This window comes from Weizmannia acidilactici (assembly GCF_008974185.1).
In the GTDB taxonomy this organism is placed as follows: Bacteria; Bacillota; Bacilli; order Bacillales; family Bacillaceae_C; genus Weizmannia; species Weizmannia acidilactici.
Map to the genome: position 1 here is coordinate 103,462 of NZ_BKZP01000003.1, position 17,030 is coordinate 120,491.

Consider the following 17,030-nt stretch of genomic DNA (forward strand, 5'->3'; position numbering starts at 1 on the left):
GGCTAGTGCTCCGTGCAATGCAGCCGAAAATTGTATACGATCGTAACGGTAAACTTATACTAAATACACATATGAAAAAGGTGGTCTGGAAAATGGCATTTGTAATCACTTCACCCTGCATCGGTGAAAAAGCGGCGGAATGCGTCGAGGTATGCCCGGTAGATTGTATTGCTGAAGGTGAAGACCAATACTTTATTGACCCGGATATTTGTATTGACTGCGGTGCATGCCAGGCGGTCTGCCCGGTTGAAGCAATCTACCATGAAGAAGAACTGCAGGAAGAAGATATGGCCTTTTTGGAAAAAGCGCGCAAATTTTATACAACGTGAGCAAAAGGAGCTGTACCAAAAGCTCCTTTTAAATAGAATTTTTGTTCTAACGGTCCTGACGCAGCTTCTCAGAATCGTTTCTCCGGGAAATTTTGCTCTTACGGTTCTGACATAGCTTCTCAGAACAGTTTCTCCGAGAAATTTTGCTTTAAATGAGAAAACCCGTCTAGAAAATTTAATTGCTCAACGGGTTTTCTTGTTTTAAAAGGACTTTTTGGACAGCCCCTTTTGCTTTCGATTATTCGATTGCTTTTTGGATTTCTTTCATCATCTCAGGCACCGATTCAAGCCCGCCGCCGGAGAGGTACCAGTAACCCGGATCCAAATACACAATATGGCCGTTTTTATAAGCGTTTGTTTTCTTCACTAGGTCGTTTTCAATCACGCTCTTTGCATTGCCGTCCTGCCCGATTGTAGCATCACGGTCCACAACAAACAAATAATCCGGATTTTGTTTTAAAATATATTCAAACGATATGTTTTGGCCATGCGTCGACACATTAATATTTTTATCTGCAGCAGGAATTCCGAACACATCATGAATGATGCCGAATCGGGAGCCTGGGCCGTACGCGCTCACTTTTCCGCCGGTCGTCCACGCCAATATAAATTGTCGGGGCAATCTTTTTGAACTCGTTGTAATTGTCTCTCTGCCTTCCGGAATGATGATTAAATCAGGGTGGATTTGGCTGATTTTATCAAAATCCGGTTCGATGTACTTCCGACATTTTCGTATTTGCTGCTCTTGTATTTTTTCAAATAAGCCGGGAGATTATCCTGCGGCACACCTGTGACTTTATCTATGGTAAAGCAAATTTTATTTTGGCAGTAATTTTGAATATGGATATCCATGTCATAAATTTCTTTGAGCACAGACGGCCGGATGATTTCTTCCGTTTTTCCCTGCTTCACGATTTTGCCGTTTTTCATCGCGACAATGTAGTCCGAATAAACAGAGGCAAAATTTATGTCATGGATGACAATTAAAATCGTTTTTCCCAGCTCATCGGCAAGCTCCCTCAGCACTTTCATGATTTGCACCGAATGCTTCATATCCAAATTGTTGAGCGGTTCATCCAGCAAAATGTACTCCGTATTCTGGGCAAGCACCATCGCAATATAGGCGCGCTGCCGCTGCCCGCCGCTCAATTGGCCGAGATACTGGTCCCCATATTCTTCGAGCCCCAAGTAGGCAATCGCTTCATCTATCAATCTTTCATCTTCTTTATTCAGCCGCCCCTGCGAATACGGAAAGCGGCCGAATGCAACGAGTTCACGCACTGTTAACCGGATATTCATATGATTGGACTGTTTCAAAATGGAGATTTTTTTGGCCAGTTCTTTGTTGTCAGCCCGGCTGACGGCCTCCCCGTCTATGTAAACGTCGCCCTCGTCCGAAAATTCAAGCCTGCTGATAATCGAAAGCAACGTACTTTTTCCTGCACCGTTCGGCCCGATGAAGGCGGTGATTTTCCCCTTTGGAATTTTCACGGACACATGATCAATGACTTTCTTATTCCCATAGTTTTTTAAGACGTTCATCACATTTACCATGCACAACTCTCCTTTAACAGTAAGTAGATAAAATAGATGCCCCCGATAAAATTAACGATGACACTCAGCGGCACTGAAAACTGGAAAATCCTTTCCACCACCAGCTGCCCGCCTGTCAGGAAGACAACACTGATCAGCATCTTCCCGGGAATCAGGACTTTATGCCGGTATGTATAAAAAAACTGGTAGGCGACATTGACAACGATCAGGCCGAGAAACGTAATCGGGCCGACCAAAGCTGTAGATACAGAAACGAGAATGACAACGATCAGCAGCAAGTGGCGCACCACACGGTTATAATCGACGCCCAAATTCACAGCCTGGTCCATGCCGAGCAGCATCACATCCATATAACGGGCAAATCGCATATAATGCAGCCCTGAAAACACAACAAGCACAAACGAAACCCAAAGCAGGCTCACATTCACATTGTTAAAACTTGTAAACATTTTATCCTGCAACACCTGGAATTCATTCGGATCGATCAGCATCTGCATAAAAGAGGAAAAACTTCCAAACAAGGTTCCAAAAATTATCCCGATTAACAGGAGAAAATAAACGTTTTGCCTTCCCCTGCTGAGAATGAGATGGAACAGGATTGCAGAAAACAGCACCATTGCCGCAAGCGAAACCGCAAAATTCACATGACTCTGTATCATAGTAAGCGCTTTATCCCCCATTGCAAATACAACTGCCGTCTGGATCAGCAAGTAAAGTGAATCAAGGCCAAGCACGCTCGGCGTCAAAATCCGGTTGTTCGTAATCGTTTGGAAAATCAGGCTTGAAAAAGCAATGGCGCAGCCTGTCATACAATGGCGGAAATTTTCCCGATTCTCGACGGGATAATGTATTTCCGATCCCAATAAGAGCCGATGCAGATATATGCCGTGATGAGCCCCACCGCGGTAACGGTAAGTATAAAAAGCTTTGAACGATTACGCATAGACCTGTCTCCTCAGCAGCAAATACACGAAAATGCCGCTTCCGATCATACCTGCTGTCAAACTGATCGGCACGTCATACGGATAGATGACGATGCGCCCCAAAATATCACAAAACAGCAGGAACACCGCACCAAGCAGCGCAGTCATCGTGATGTTTTTTTCATATGGTCGCCGCGGTAAATGGAAACGATATTCTGAATGATCAGACCGAGAAACGGGATGGTGCCAATCGTAAGCACAATAGCTGAAGTAATCAGTGCAACGAGAATAAGGCCGATATTTACCACCTGTTTATAGTTCAGCCCTAAATTTTTCGCAAAATCTTCCCCCATGCCGGCGACGGTAAACCGGTTTGCAAACAGATAAGCGACAATGACCACAGGAACCGTTAAGCACAGCATTTCATATTTGCCTTTCAGCATGCCGGAAAAGTCGCCCTGCAGCCAAGCCGATAAACTTTGGATTAAATCGTATTTATACGCAAAAAAAGTCGATATCGAGCTAACGATATTACATCAACCCGACAAGGGGAATAAAAATCGTGTCGTTCCATTTGATCCGGTCCAATATTTTCATAAATAAAAAGGTTCCGGACAGGGCGAAACAAAAGGCAATCATCATTTTGACAAGCGGGCTGGCCAAAGAAAATAGAATGATGGATACTAAAATCCCGAACCGGGCGCAATCCATCGTGTCCGCAGTAGTCGGGGAGACAAATTTATTCTTCGTTAATTGCTGCATAATCAATCCGCAGATACTCATGCCCATACCTGCAATGATGATGCTGATTAAACGTGGCAGGCGGCTTGCCAACAAAATTTCAACCTGCTCTTTGCTTAAGTGCAGCATTTCAGCCGGCGGGATATCCTCAGCGCCGATAAATATCGAGATTACTGAGAATACGGCAAGCAGGGGCACTAAATATCTTTTTTTCATTTCATCCGTACTCCCCCGTTTCCCTTTGTTCATGATTGAAATTGATTCTCATTATCAATTATAATGATATTGATAATCATTACCAATTAGTATTTCTGTAGTATTTTCTTAAAATACTAACAAATGGGCGGGCACCCCTGTAAGCATGGCACCCCGTTTTTTAGTTATGACTGTTTGTCCCCGGCAGCACGGTAAATTTCATACCATTCCTGCCTAGTCAAATAGACATCCGGCGCCTCCACAATTTCCTGGAACCTTCACGTATTGGTCATACCGATGATGTTTTCATCCGTTTCAAACTGCCGTCAACCGCTTCCAAAATATGTTCTTTTGAAAAATCATAGAAACCTTCACGGATGCCGCATTTTGTCTGTATCAGCATTTTTTCGCTGATACATGGTTCATGCCGATTACTTTGACAAAAATTTCCTCCGATTTGCTGTCGCCGTAAATATCGGTATGGTCAAAGAAATGAATGCCGGCTTCTTATTTCGGAAAGCTCCGCCATTCGCATGCAGCCAAGCGCAATTTCGGATGCTTGCAGGGCTCCCCCGGAATGTTTTTCAAGGAAAAAGCCTATTTTCTTTATTCGATATCAAAGCGTTTTCGCAAGTCCATTTTATCATAACGCATCAAAATCTAGCTTTGGCAGAAACTTTTACTAAAAAAGTAAAATTTTCCATCGTGGAAATCTTTAGGACTTTATTAGGATTCCAGGTTGGGATTTTGTCATTTTCATTGCTTCTAGTGGTTTTTTTATTCGCGGGATGCCCCTGTTGTCTAGTTAAACACTTCTAAAAGACATTTCTTTGTTTCCGGACATGAATTTAGGCCTTTACAAAGTTTTCGGAACCCTTTCAATTTTTCATGCCCATTGCAATCTCGGATCCATCAAAAAAAAGAGGCTGACAAAACAGCCCCCAATCATAAAGCTTCATCCGTTTCCAAATTCATTTTATTCTCTACCGTCAAAATGCCGAGTTCATAATGTTCCCCTTCATAGAGCGCCCCCTGGGCAAACCGCACTTCACCGTTTGTATCGATAACTTCCAGCTTGCAATATGCCGGATTTATTTGCAGGGCACGGTAAAATTCATCCATATTGCGGACAGCCTGCCCGTTGCACTTGGAGATGATTTCGCCTGTGACAAGCCCCATTTTGTCGGCTTTCGACCCGGGGATGACGCTTAAAACGATGATGCCGTCGTTTTGCTGTGTAAAATAATACGATGCATTATTTTCGCGTATGCGGTGGCGGATCGAGATCCAGCCTCTTGCCAAAACGGCAAAGCCGGCTGCCGACACAGGAAGGTAAGGTAGCCATATTCCCGCCGCACCGATCGCGGCAGTCAACACCCCTGCCCAAATGACTTGGGTTCCGATCCTCTTCACTGCAGGTGCAGGCAAGGTGCTTTGGATTTGGTGCTGAAACCCGAGCAAAAACGGCACGAGCACAAGCGAAAAGGTATGCCCGCCCCACCCCATTACCGGCCACCACGAAAAAGGAAGTGAAATCAGGCCGGACGGCAGGAAACAGACAACCGGGACAAGCCAGAGCCGCTTAGCCGAAAACGCGCCGACCGTTAAACCGCGCCTGCTTTTCCGCAGTTTCGGTGGAATGTTCTTGGCTCCGCTTGTCAGCATCAAGAATCCTTCCGCAATCAGAAGGAGACCCGTCATCACGGAAATCCCCGCCAGCATCCCAAACGATGGACTGCCAATCTTTTCCTGAACCCCTGCCGGCAACCATTTTACAGCAGAAAACGCAAGGATCGGAATGCCGATGGTAAAAGCCGGCGACAAAAAGCGGAAGTTGCCGGCGAGCGAAAATACAATCGTGAGCGCTGCCACAGCTGCGAGGACCGTAAGCGGAACCGCAACTCCTACTGCAACCGAGACGGCGGAAAGGACAAGGCCGGCGAGTAGCCCGGCCGGAAACAAATCGCGCAATTCGAGAAAACTACTGTAAATTCTGATATGGAAATCGTTTCTTTCCCGCTTTACCCGGGCCGCCCCGGCAACCAGTGCGAGAATGATAGCATAATAGAAAACCGGATGCAGAAAAAACCTTCCAATGCTTTTCAAAATTTCTGTGAGCCAAAGCTGTTCCAACCGTAACACCGTCCCCTGCACGTACAATACTTGTAGTTTTATTTTAGCAGATTTTGGCGAAAAATCTCTATAGGGGCAGGCGGATAGAACAAATTATTTGCTGACAACTTTCAGAGCCACTTGCAGCTGCAAATCATTTTTTTCTTCGTGGGCCGCGGCATAGAGCGATTTTTCCATCTGCTCCGCCGTTTTTTGGTCAATTTCTCCAGTTGCCGGCAACCCTTTATCAAACTGGAAGGCTTTCACGGCATTTTCGGTTTGGATATCGTAATAGCCGTCTTCCCTACCCGGCGCAAAGCCGAGCCCGTTTAATATTTGCTGGGCAGTTTTAACTAGCGCATTGTTCATATCCCTTTTTAAAGTGCGGCTCACCTGTAAAGCCTGGACGTTAAAAAATTCGGGCTGCTTGACTTCAATCGTCGGTGCAATGCCTTTATGGTGGATCCAGTGGCCGTCCGGCGTCAGCCATTTAAACATGGTGAGCTTGATGATGCTCTCATCTTCCATCGGGACCGCTTCCTGTACCGTCCCTTTGCCGAACGTTCTGACACCGATTAAAGGATAATCTTCCGCTTCATGAAGCGCCGCCGCCAAAATCTCGGATGCGGACGCACTGCCGTTGTCGACGAGCACCGCAACCGGATATGATTTTTTCTCTTTTAATTTGGACACATACTGCACACGGTGGCCGCTGCGCTCCTCGATTTGAAAATAAGGCTTATCCCTTGTCACAAATTGCTTCAATATATCTTCCACGCTCGAAAGCAGGCCGCCGGGATTTCCCCTGACATCAATCACCAGCCCTTGGATCTTCCCGGCTTCCAGTTTCTTCAACTGATTTGTAAAATCTTCCGCCGTGTCTTTAGAAAACTGGGTAATGGCGATATAACCGATTTTTTTTCCATTTTCCCGCTCCATTTTGGCAAAAACGGTTTTCATCGGAATCTCGTCGCGTTCCACTGTAACGGTGATCTGTTTTCCGGTCCCGCCCCGTATGATTCCAAGCGTGACGGTTGAACCCTTTTTCCCCCTAATGCGCTTGGTCGCTTCATATAAATCCATGCCCGCCGTGCTTTTTCCGTTGATTTTCACAATGACATCTTCCGGGCGGAGCCCCGCTTTTTCTGCCGGAGAATTTTTATAAGGAGAGACGATCATGATTTTTCCGTTCTTCTTAGTGATTTCGGCGCCGATGCCTTGAAAAGAGGAGTCTAAAGAGCCATTGAATTGCGCGGCAGTTTCTTTGTCCATGTAGACGGAATACGGATCGTTTAACGTGCTGACCATTCCTTTGATCGCGCCTTCCACCAGTTTTTCATCATCTACTTTTTGGACGTAGGAACTTTTAATTAAATGGTATGCCTGGGCAATTTTCGTTAAATCCGGGATATCGCTTTTTTTGCCAGATGCTTCTTGCCGGGCGGGGGTTGTATGGTCCACATGTGAAAACCATTGGCCCGCCGCGTAACCGCCTCCCGCGCCTGCAAACAGTGAACCCGAGATGACAAGCGACAGCCATTTTCGTTTCATGGAAGATGCCCTCCTTGTACAAGAAGAGCCGCCGGCACCGGGGCTCTTCCTTTCGGTAATTCAATATATGTACAAGCAGGGTTTCTTATGCCGGTATATTCGCAGAAGCAGAAGGGAATTATATGGCGTTCATTTGCGGAATCCGCCGGTAGCCTCCGGCAAGGTCTTCGATCATCGCGCTTGCGGTCGGGAATTTTCCGGCACCCGGTCCGGCTAGGGTGATTTTTCCGATCAGGCTGCCGTAAATGGTCACAGCATTATTGACGCCTTCAATCGCATAGAGGGCATGTTCAGGAGGGACGAGAACGGGTTTGACGGATGCTTTCAACGTATCCCCATAACGGTAGACGTCGGCAATATGTTTGTAACGGAGCCCCTTTTTTTCCGCTTTTTCCACATCGGCAAGTGTCAGCGCATTTATGCCTTCCACTTCGACTTCTTTCCAGTCCGGCTGGCCGCCGAAGACAAGCCTGCTCAAAATCATCAGCTTGCAAAAGGCGTCTTTCCCTTCGATGTCATTGCCCGGATCCGCTTCCGCATATCCGTGCTGCTGAGCAATCGCAAGCGCTTCTTCAAAGGGCAGATGTTTTTCCCGCATTTCCGTTAAAATAAAATTGGAAGTACCGTTTAAAATGGCCTGCACACGCTGGATATCATTCACCTGCAACTGATGAGCGATCGTCCGGATGACAGGGACGCCGCCTGCCGTAGTCGCTTCGTAGCCGACATACACGCCATGTGCTTTTGCATGTTCCAATAAAATTTCCCCGTATTTGGCAAACATGACTTTATTGGCTGTAATCACATGGCAACCTTTTTCAATGGCCTTCATACAATAGGAAAAACCCGGCTCCTCCCCGACAATGGCTTCAAACACCACTTCAAGGCCCGGAATCGCAAGGATTTCTTCAAAATCGGTTGTGACAAGCACGGAACGGCCGACATCCCGTTTTTTATAAGGGTTTTTAATCAGTACCGCAACAATTTCGACTTCGGCGCCAAGCCTTGCCTTCAGCTGTTGCCGATGACTTCGGACCGCTTCGTACACACCTTGGCCGACTGTCCCGAAGCCGAGCAGCGCTGCTTTAATGGTCCCCATGATCATGACCTCCCTACCAGAATTTTGTCCTTTTTCTCCAATGCCCGGGTAATCAGATGGCCCCATTTCTCAAATTCGACTAAAAATCCGTCATGTCCGTATTCGGTCGGAATGAAAAAATATTCCCCGTGTTTCACAGTGCGGGCAAATGTCTCAATTTCCTCCGGAGGAAACAGCAGATCATGCTCGAAACTGTATGCAAACACTTCCGCTTTGTATCGTGCCGCCGCCTTTTTCCATCCGCCGCGTCCGACACCGATATCATGGGTATTCATCGCGCGCAGCAAATACAAATAACTATTTGCGTCAAAACGGGCGGACAGTTTTTTTCCCTGGTATCTCAAATAGGAAGCCGTCTCAAATACCGACACCCCGTTTTTCGTTTCTTTGACTGCCCGACCGAACCTGTTTTTAAACAAAGCGGCACTGCGGTACGTGACCATGCCGGCCATGCGCGCAATCTCAAGCCCCTTGACTTCCGCTGAAGACCGGTAATGCCCGTTTTTCCATGCCGGATCGTTTTCAATTGCAGCAATGCCGATTTCATTGAATGCAATGCCGTAATCGCTGTAATACGGGGTTGAAGCGAGCACAAAAATCTGCTCCATATCATCCGGGTATAAAAGCCCCCATTCGAGTGCCTGCATCCCACCGAGCGATCCGCCGATCACCGCTTTGATTTTCCCGATTCCGAGTTTGTCGAGTGCTTTCCGCTCCGCATGCACCATATCACGGATCGTAATGGCCGGGAAATCCATCCGGTAAGGCTTTGAGGTTTCCGGGTTCATCGATTGCGGGCCGGTACTGCCGTAACAGCCGCCGATCACATTAAACGTAATCATCTGGTATTTTTCCGTGTCAACCGGCCTGCCCCTACCGATCAATCCGCCCCACCAGCCGGGTTCTTGATCAGTCCCGACCGCATACTGGCTGCCGGTTAAGGCATGGCATATTAAAAGAACCGGCGCGTCCAAAGGGCCACGCCGTTCATATGCCAATTCTGCATGAGGGATCTTTTTTCCGCTTTCCAGCACCAACGTACCGATTTCTACCTTTTTCACTTTCTTCCCCCCATACAGTACATTTTTTGTCATTGTGCTGTAACTGCCGTTGCTTTTCGTATTGCCTGATCTAGGTCGGCCGTTATATCTTCAACTGCTTCCAGGCCGACAGACAAGCGGATCAAGTCTTCCGTTACGCCCGATTTTTTCAGTTCTTCGTCGCTCAGCTGCGAATGCGTGGTTGTTGCCGGGTGAATGATGAGCGATTTGGCATCGCCGACATTGGCAACATGCGACCACAGTTTAATATTGTCGATCACTTTTCTGCCTGCTTCCCGGCCGCCTTTAACCCCGAAGTTGACAATCGAACCGAAACCGCCTTTTAAATATTTTTTCGCCAGTTCATGTGAAGGATGATCTTTCAGCCCAGGGTAGTTCACCCAAGCAACGTCCGGATGGTTTTGCAGGAACTTCGCCACTTTCAAAGCATTTTCGTTATGCCTTTCGACACGCAGATGCAGCGTTTCGAGCCCTTGCAGGAACAGGAATGCGTTATCCGGGCTTAATGTCGGGCCGAAATCGCGCAGCAATTGGACGCGGAGTTTCGTAGCAAAAGCTGCCTCCGCCGTATCGACGCCGTAACGCAATCCGTGGTAGCTCGGATCCGGTTCGCTGAAGTCCGGGAATTTTTCCGTATTCCAGTCAAAATGGCCGCCGTCGACCGCAACGCCACCGATTGCCGTGCCGTGGCCGCCGATCCATTTTGTGGCGGAGTGGACGACAATATCCGCCCCCCATTTGATCGGGTTGCACAAGTATGGGGATGCGAATGTATTGTCTACAATTAATGGAATCCCGTTTTCATGGGCAATTTCCGCCACTTTTTCGATATCCAGCACCTGCAGGCTCGGGTTGCCGATAATTTCTGCGTACAATGCTTTCGTTTTCGGGGTAATGGCATTCCTGAACGCTTCAGGATCAGAACCGTCGACAAATTTGACATTGATGCCGTATTTCGGCAGCGTGACGGAGAACAAATTGTACGTGCCGCCGTACAGGTTGCTGGCCGAAACAATTTCATCCCCTGCCCGCACAATGTTTAAAATTGAAAATGCGATCGCCGCCGCGCCGGATGAAAAGGAAACCGCCGCCGTGCCGCCTTCAAGCTGCGCCACGCGTTTTTCAAATACATCCAGAGTCGGGTTGCCGATCCGTGTATAGATAAAGCCTTCTTGCGTTAAATTGAAGACGCCCTGCGCGTAATCCGTATCTTTAAAAACGTAAGAGGTCGTTCTATATACAGGTACCGCGCGCGAACCTGTGGCCGGGTCCGGTTCCTGTCCTCCGTGCAATAATAAAGTTTCAGGGCGTAAAGATTCTTCTGTCATTTACAATTCCTCCTACTATAGTAAAATTTGCCTAGGAAAAGATAAAAAACAATTCCGACAAGACAAGGCACTTTTTTAGAAGAGGAATAGAAAAACCCTCTTCATAAGGAAGAGGGCTACGTTATGTAAGTTCCTCCCCTTATCTTTCAGACGAATGTCTGTAGGAATTAGCACCTTTTCAAGCATATGCCTGAAGGTTGCCGGGCTTCGCAGGGCCTAGTCCCTCCGCCGCTCTTGATAAGAGTGTTTCAATTAAAATTATGAAAATTTTTAAATGACTCATTGGTAAAAATTATAGATTACAATTTCTGAATCGTCAACCCATTTTTTCAATTTTTCTTTTCGATCATGCGGGGGGGATGTTTCCGCCCCTTGCACACTTTTACAAAATTGGCGATAACAGGCGGGAGATCGATTCTTTGAAACGGATCACAAGCGGGCGTTTCTGATAATCTTGCAGCGTCAGTTCGGTTGAATCCGCCATATCTTTTCTGAAAATGTGGGAGAGCCTGCCCGAAAGCTTGCGGTCGTACAGCACAGCATTCACTTCGAAATTCAGGCGGAAGCTGCGTACATCAATATTGGCCGTCCCGACAGAGGAAATTTTCCCATCCACCACAATCATTTTTGCATGGATAAAACCATTTTGGTAAATGTACACTTTCACGCCAGTTTTTAAAAGCTGACCGATATTCGAAAGCGTCGCCCAATATACAAACATATGGTCAGGCTTGTTCGGGATCATGATCCGGACATCAACCCCGGATAAGGCCGCAAGCTTCAGCGCGTTCAGCAAACTGTCATCTGGAATAAAATAAGGCGTTTGCAAATAAATATATTTTTTGGCGGAATTGATCATTTTGATATAACTGTTTTTGATTTGCTCCCATTCGGAATCGGGGCCGCTTGAGACAATTTGGATATCCGTTTCCCCTTGCGGCTCGATCACCGGAAAGTACCGTTCTTCATTTTTAATATCGTTCGGCGACGCCTGGTTCCAGTCTAAAATGAACCGGGTCTGCATCCCATAAACGGCGCTACCTTCAATTCTCAAGTGGGTGTCGCGCCAATAGCCGAATTTTTTGTCCAGCCCCAAATATTCGTCTCCGACATTAAAGCCGCCGATGTACCCGATGCGGCCGTCAATGATCGCCAGTTTCCGGTGGTTCCTGAAATTGACGCGCAAATTGATGAGCGGAATGCGCGCCGGGAAGAATGCCGCCACTTCGCCGCCTGCCTCGACAAGCGGCCGGAAAAAACTGCGGCGGAACAGCATCCGCGATCCCATATCATCGTAAAGCAGCCGCACCTTTACGCCTTCTTTTGCTTTTTCGGTAAGCAGTTCGATCATTTCATTTCCAAGGCGGTCGTTGCGGAAAATGTAATAAACGAGGTGGATGCTGTCCTTTGCCTTCCGGATGTCTTCAAACAATGCCAGAAATTTTTCCTTACCGTCTGTAAAAATATCGACGTGGTTATCCTGGGAGAGAATCGCACCGTCATTCACCAGCAGCATGTAAACAAGGTCTTTGTACTGCACCGTCCGTTCATCATGAAATGGGAAACGGTTCTCCCGCAAAAGTTCAATTTGCTGTTGGGCAATTTCTTTAATCCCAATTTTTTCCTGAACTTTCCAATCGAATATTTTACGCCGGCTTAAATTCTGCCCGAAAACTAAATAGAGTACAAATCCAGCGATCGGAATGAATAAAAGCACCAGCAACCACGCCCAAGTTGCTCCGACATCCCGCCGTTCAAGGAAAATAACGGTTCCCGCCAGGATAAAGTTTAAAAGAAATAAAATCACCAATAATACCGTTACAATCATTATGTTCTCCTTTTCATGCACCCTTCTTCGTTTTTGCCGTGTCTACCGCCGTTCCGCCTTTTGGAAAATGCCGGCGTACGGAAGGCGGCTGCGGGGCGGATGCCCAAATCGTTTATTGTTTGATGTAGCGGGAAAAATGACAATTGTATCATACCATAATATTTGTTCCTGACCCACGTAAATGCACTTTTATTTTCATGTACTTTTCTTCCACCACTAAAAAAGAACCGCACCCATTGGATGCAGTTCTTTTTCCGGCTCTCTAATACACCGCGGCATCAAGAGACTTTTATTAAAAATTGATAAAGTTTCTCGGATTTTGGGCGCCATTATGCGGTGGCGGAGTCCAGCGGCCATTATAAATTTCAAAGTGAAGGTGTGGCCCCGTAGATTCGCCTGTATTGCCCATTACGCCGATCTGCTGACCTTTGCTGACTGACTGCCCTGTACTTACAGAGTAAGAACTCAAGTGGGCATAAACCGTCGTGTACAGTTTCCCGTTAATATAATGGGTAATCATCACACAATTTCCGTACGAAGAAGAATGGTATGCCCTGAACACAATCCCGTCGGCTGCCGCAACAACCGGCGTACCGATGCTGTTGGCAATATCAATGCCCGGATGGAAACCGCCGGAACGCGCACCAAATTCAGATGAAATATACCCCGCTACCGGACGCGTAAATGCCCCGGAAGATACTTTCGGAAGCGGTCCGCCAGACCCTGCAGAACTGCTGCTGCCCGTAGAACTTGAACCAGAAGAGGATCCGGTTTCCGCCTGCGGTTTGGTTGCGGCCTGCTGCTTTTTCGCCAATGCAATCGCCTTTTCAACCGAAGCTTTTTGGTCGGCCAAGATGCTCTTCTGTTCACTCAGAGACATCTTTTCTTCTTGCAAACTGTCTTTTTGCTTTTCAAGTTTTTTGACCAATGCGGATTTCGCATTCTGGTCATCTTTTAATTTCGCTTTTAATGATTTCAGATTGGAAAGCATCGATTCCAAATCTGCCAGTTTACTTTCAATGGCAGTCTGCTTTTCTTTCAGATCCTGCTCATCTTTTTTCTGTTCTTCGATAATTTTTTGGTCCGCTTCGACAAGCGTTTTCACAGCCGCAATCCGGTCAATTAAATCATCGAAACTTTTTGCTTCCAAAATGACATCCAAATAATTGACAGAACCGCCGCCATTTTTCTGCATCGCGCGGGCGCGGTCTTTTAAAATTCCATTCCGCTCTTCAATTCTCTTTTTTAATTTCCCGATGCTTTTCTTCAGTTCGGAAATTTGGCTTTTTGTTTCGCTGATTTTATGCTCTTCTTCATTGATTTTTTCATTAGCAGATTGGATTTTGGATTCGATTTCCTCAAGTTGGCTGCCCAGGGAAGCCTGTTTGCTGTTAATGGAAGAAATTTGGCTGTCTTTTTCGTTGATTTGGGATTGTAGTTTCGAGCTTTTGCTCTCAATCTCGCTCTTTTTCTGCTGCAATTCCGATATACTTGCAGCAGAAGCACCCGTCTGATAGCCAAACAGGCCGCCGAGGCTCAATGTGCACGCGATAGCCGCAGGCAATATGGAACGCTTCCTCATGTTTCTCCCCCTTTAAATGCAATATTCATTATGTATCCGGGAACAGTCCCCGGTTTTATATGTTTAGGCATGGCCTTATGTGGGTATTGAATGACAAACGATTACGCTTGTGGCGGGGGCAGAGCGGGAAAAGCTTCCCGCCGTGCCTTTTATTCCGCCATTACACTTTTAAATAGCGGCGGATGGACATCGAACTGCCCCACACGCCGATGCAAATACCAAGCAGAAGCAGCAGGCCGTCAACTCCATAAATGAACGGGCTGTAATTCAGCAGATGGATAATATTGTTTTGGAGTTTCGGCGATATGAGTTCGTATAAATAGAAGTAGCCGAAAGAAATGATGAGAATCGGGAGAATGGACCCTAAAATCCCGAGCCATAATCCTTCAAGCAGGAACGGCCAGCGGATGAACCAGTTTGTCGCCCCGACCAGTTTCATAATCTCGATTTCTTTTCTTCTTGCAAATATCGTAATTTTAATGGTATTCGAGATTAAGAACATTGCGGTCAATAGAAGGGCGATGATCAAGACTAGGCCGATATTCCGGCAGATGCTAAGGACATGGAACAGTTTTTCGACTTTGCCCTTTCCGTAAATCGCCGATTCAACATGGTCCATCTTTTCAATTTGGCGTGCAACTTTCGGCGTATCCGTCGGCTGTTTTGTTTTGACAATGAACACGTCATACAAAGGGTTGTCCTGTTGGAACAGCTTAAAGTCGCTGCCCATCGTTTTGATCAACTCCTTCAATTCCTGCTCTTTAGAAGAAAACTTGACGGATTTGACCGCGCCTATACTCTCAATCTCGCTTTTCAGCTTTTCCCTGTCGGCGGCTTTCGCCGTTAAATCGATATGGACGCGGATTTCCACGTCATTTTCAATATCGTTCGCAAACTTGTTCATGTTCAGGATGATCACGAAAAACACGCCGACAAGCAGCAAGGTTATGGTTACGGCGCTGGCCGAAGCAAACATCATCCAGCCGTTGCGGCCGAGGCTTTTAAAACTTTCCCGGAAATGGCGTTTTACCGTATTAATCTTCATAACCGTAACCTCCCAGCTGCTCATCGCGCACGACTTTTCCACTTTCAATAGCGATCACGCGGTGCTTGTTTGTGTTGACAATTTCACGGTTATGGGTTGCCATCACGACAGTCGTTCCGGTTAAATTGATGTCTTCCAGTATTTTCATAATTTCCCAGGAAGTTTCCGGATCCAAGTTTCCCGTCGGCTCGTCCGCAATGACCACTTTCGGCATATTGACAATCGAGCGCGCGATCGAAACACGCTGTTGTTCCCCTCCGGACAATTCGGAAGGCAGCATCCTTGCTTTATTCTTCAACCCTACCTGATCCAGCACTTCCATCACGCGTTTCCGGATATACGGCGGATCCTGCTCGATGACTTCAAGGGCAAACGCGACATTTTCATAGACGGTTAATGTCGGAAGCAACTTAAAATCCTGGAAAACGACGCCGATCTGCCTTCTGAAATAAGGAACTCTTTTATCCCTGATTTTCGAAAGGTTTACCCCGTTGACGAGCACTGTACCAGCTGTCGGTTTTTCTTCGCGGTAAATCAGCTTAATAACGGTCGACTTTCCCGCGCCGCTCGGGCCGACAATATAAACAAACTCGCCCTGTTTGATTTTAATATTTAAACCGTTCGCAGCCATTACGCCATTCGGATACTTTTTATACACATCCTTTAATTCAATCATTTCATCACCTGACTTTTTCAATCTGTACTCCCAAGATGCGGAACTGATCATTACGCTGCAACAAAAAACACCATTTTTTGCACTACACATGTGTCCCGCTTTAAATATTTGCAAACGGCGCAAATATTCCGGCAATAAGGCATGTTTACTGTCAAGAAAGGCTGCCTCTAAGGCTAAGGCACCTTCTATGGAAATTCGACTTTTTTCTCTCTCAACCTGCGAGAATCGGCACAATTACCCGAAATTCGCACATAAATTATTATAGCATCCCACATTTGCTTAAACATTACAGTTATATTTCAATTTTTCTCGCCAAGCCGTGTAAAATCTGGAAAGGCGGGAAAAAAGCCGGACAGGAAAAAACGAGGCTGTCCCAAAAGTCGGTAGATTGACCAGGGGCACCCCCTTTTTTTATGTAAGGTTATGTTATCTGAGAATGTTGATGATCTTGAAATTTACGAGACTCCTGAGGGAAAAGTGAACCAGTGGGACAGCACCTTTAGATCAAAATTTTCCTGTGGAAACGGTTCTGAGAAACTTTGTTACGACCGTTAGAGCAAAATAAAACTCCTAAAACGGGCCTGACACAGCTCGAAAAATTTCTACTTAAAAGGGGCTTTCGGGACAGCCTCGTCATTTCTTTTCGGACAGCCATTTTGCCACTTTTTTCGCGTCGCTTCCTTTTAAAAGCCCTGCCGGCATGTCCCCTTTTCCATTTTCAATCACATGCAAAATCTGCTTTTCGCTTAATTTTGAGCCGATATGCTGCAGGTTCGGCCCGACATCGCCTTCCAAATTGTTGCCGTGGCAGGCGGAACATTTCTGGTCCACAAGCTTCTCGGCATCTCCGCCGCTTACCGTGTTGTTTGAGCCTCCGCCCTGCGATGAGGAGCCGTTCCCGCACGCGGAAAGCCCAATTGCAAGCAAAAGCGCCGCTGCCATCGCAAGCTGTTTTTTCATTGAAAATCCTCCCATCCTGAGCTTGTCTTTCTCCCCCCATTATACC

The 17,030-nt window shown here is 46.8% G+C and carries 11 protein-coding genes, 5 pseudogenes and 1 riboswitch; of the genes and pseudogenes, 1 reads left to right on the forward strand and 15 read right to left on the reverse strand.

Annotation, left to right across the window (positions count from 1 at the left end):
- The first annotated feature begins 92 nt into the window (after positions 1–92).
- Positions 93–329 carry a 4Fe-4S ferredoxin gene (fdxA, locus tag BpJC4_RS02260; RefSeq protein ID WP_172967415.1) on the forward strand — a complete coding sequence of 79 codons (237 nt, stop codon included), beginning with the start codon at positions 93–95 and terminating at the stop codon, positions 327–329.
- Between the two features lie 238 nt (positions 330–567).
- Here fdxA and BpJC4_RS02265 read toward each other — a convergent pair.
- From BpJC4_RS02265 to cccB, 15 genes and pseudogenes are all read right to left on the reverse strand, one after another.
- A pseudogene (locus BpJC4_RS02265) lies at positions 568–1,127 on the reverse strand (siderophore ABC transporter substrate-binding protein); the annotation flags it as partial.
- 12 nt (positions 1,128–1,139) lie between these two features.
- Positions 1,140–1,883 (reverse strand): annotated as a pseudogene (locus BpJC4_RS02270) (iron ABC transporter ATP-binding protein); the annotation flags it as partial.
- Positions 1,877–2,826: pseudogene (locus BpJC4_RS02275) on the reverse strand (iron chelate uptake ABC transporter family permease subunit). The pseudogenes BpJC4_RS02270 and BpJC4_RS02275, both read right to left, overlap by 7 nt.
- Positions 2,819–3,763: pseudogene (locus tag BpJC4_RS02280) on the reverse strand (ABC transporter permease). The pseudogenes BpJC4_RS02275 and BpJC4_RS02280 overlap by 8 nt, the downstream one beginning before the upstream one ends.
- A 280-nt stretch (positions 3,764–4,043) precedes the next feature.
- Positions 4,044–4,277: pseudogene (locus BpJC4_RS16455) on the reverse strand (aldo/keto reductase); the annotation flags it as partial.
- A gap of 410 nt (positions 4,278–4,687) precedes the next feature.
- Positions 4,688–5,884, reverse strand: coding sequence for a PDZ domain-containing protein (locus BpJC4_RS02290; protein ID WP_253693502.1), 1,197 nt, complete (start codon positions 5,882–5,884; stop codon positions 4,688–4,690).
- Positions 5,885–5,968: 84 nt separating this feature from the next.
- A complete protein-coding gene (locus BpJC4_RS02295; protein WP_151679985.1) occupies positions 5,969–7,405 on the reverse strand; it encodes a S41 family peptidase in 1,437 nt (478 codons plus the stop codon).
- Between the two features lie 118 nt (positions 7,406–7,523).
- Entirely contained in the window at positions 7,524–8,504 is a 981-nt protein-coding gene (locus BpJC4_RS02300; protein WP_151679986.1) for a homoserine dehydrogenase, read from the reverse strand.
- Between the two features lie 2 nt (positions 8,505–8,506).
- Positions 8,507–9,565, reverse strand: coding sequence for a homoserine O-acetyltransferase MetX (gene metX / locus BpJC4_RS02305; RefSeq protein WP_253693506.1), 1,059 nt, complete (start codon positions 9,563–9,565; stop codon positions 8,507–8,509).
- Between the two features lie 29 nt (positions 9,566–9,594).
- Positions 9,595–10,893, reverse strand: coding sequence for an O-acetylhomoserine aminocarboxypropyltransferase/cysteine synthase family protein (locus tag BpJC4_RS02310; RefSeq protein ID WP_151679988.1), 1,299 nt, complete (start codon positions 10,891–10,893; stop codon positions 9,595–9,597).
- Between the two features lie 136 nt (positions 10,894–11,029).
- Positions 11,030–11,137, reverse strand: a riboswitch (SAM riboswitch).
- 138 nt (positions 11,138–11,275) lie between these two features.
- Positions 11,276–12,724, reverse strand: a complete 1,449-nt coding sequence (gene cls / locus BpJC4_RS02315; RefSeq protein WP_172967418.1) for a cardiolipin synthase — start codon at positions 12,722–12,724, stop codon at positions 11,276–11,278.
- 289 nt (positions 12,725–13,013) lie between these two features.
- Complete coding sequence (locus BpJC4_RS02320; protein WP_151679990.1) at positions 13,014–14,303, reverse strand: murein hydrolase activator EnvC family protein; 1,290 nt, start codon at positions 14,301–14,303, stop codon at positions 13,014–13,016.
- A gap of 160 nt (positions 14,304–14,463) precedes the next feature.
- Positions 14,464–15,348, reverse strand: a complete 885-nt coding sequence (gene ftsX / locus BpJC4_RS02325) for a permease-like cell division protein FtsX (RefSeq protein WP_151679991.1) — start codon at positions 15,346–15,348, stop codon at positions 14,464–14,466.
- Positions 15,338–16,024, reverse strand: coding sequence for a cell division ATP-binding protein FtsE (ftsE, locus tag BpJC4_RS02330; protein WP_151680043.1), 687 nt, complete (start codon positions 16,022–16,024; stop codon positions 15,338–15,340). The genes ftsX and ftsE overlap by 11 nt, the downstream gene beginning before the upstream one ends.
- Positions 16,025–16,657: 633 nt before the next feature.
- A complete protein-coding gene (cccB, locus tag BpJC4_RS02335) occupies positions 16,658–16,984 on the reverse strand; it encodes a cytochrome c551 (protein WP_151679992.1) in 327 nt (108 codons plus the stop codon).
- Positions 16,985–17,030: the final 46 nt, after the last annotated feature.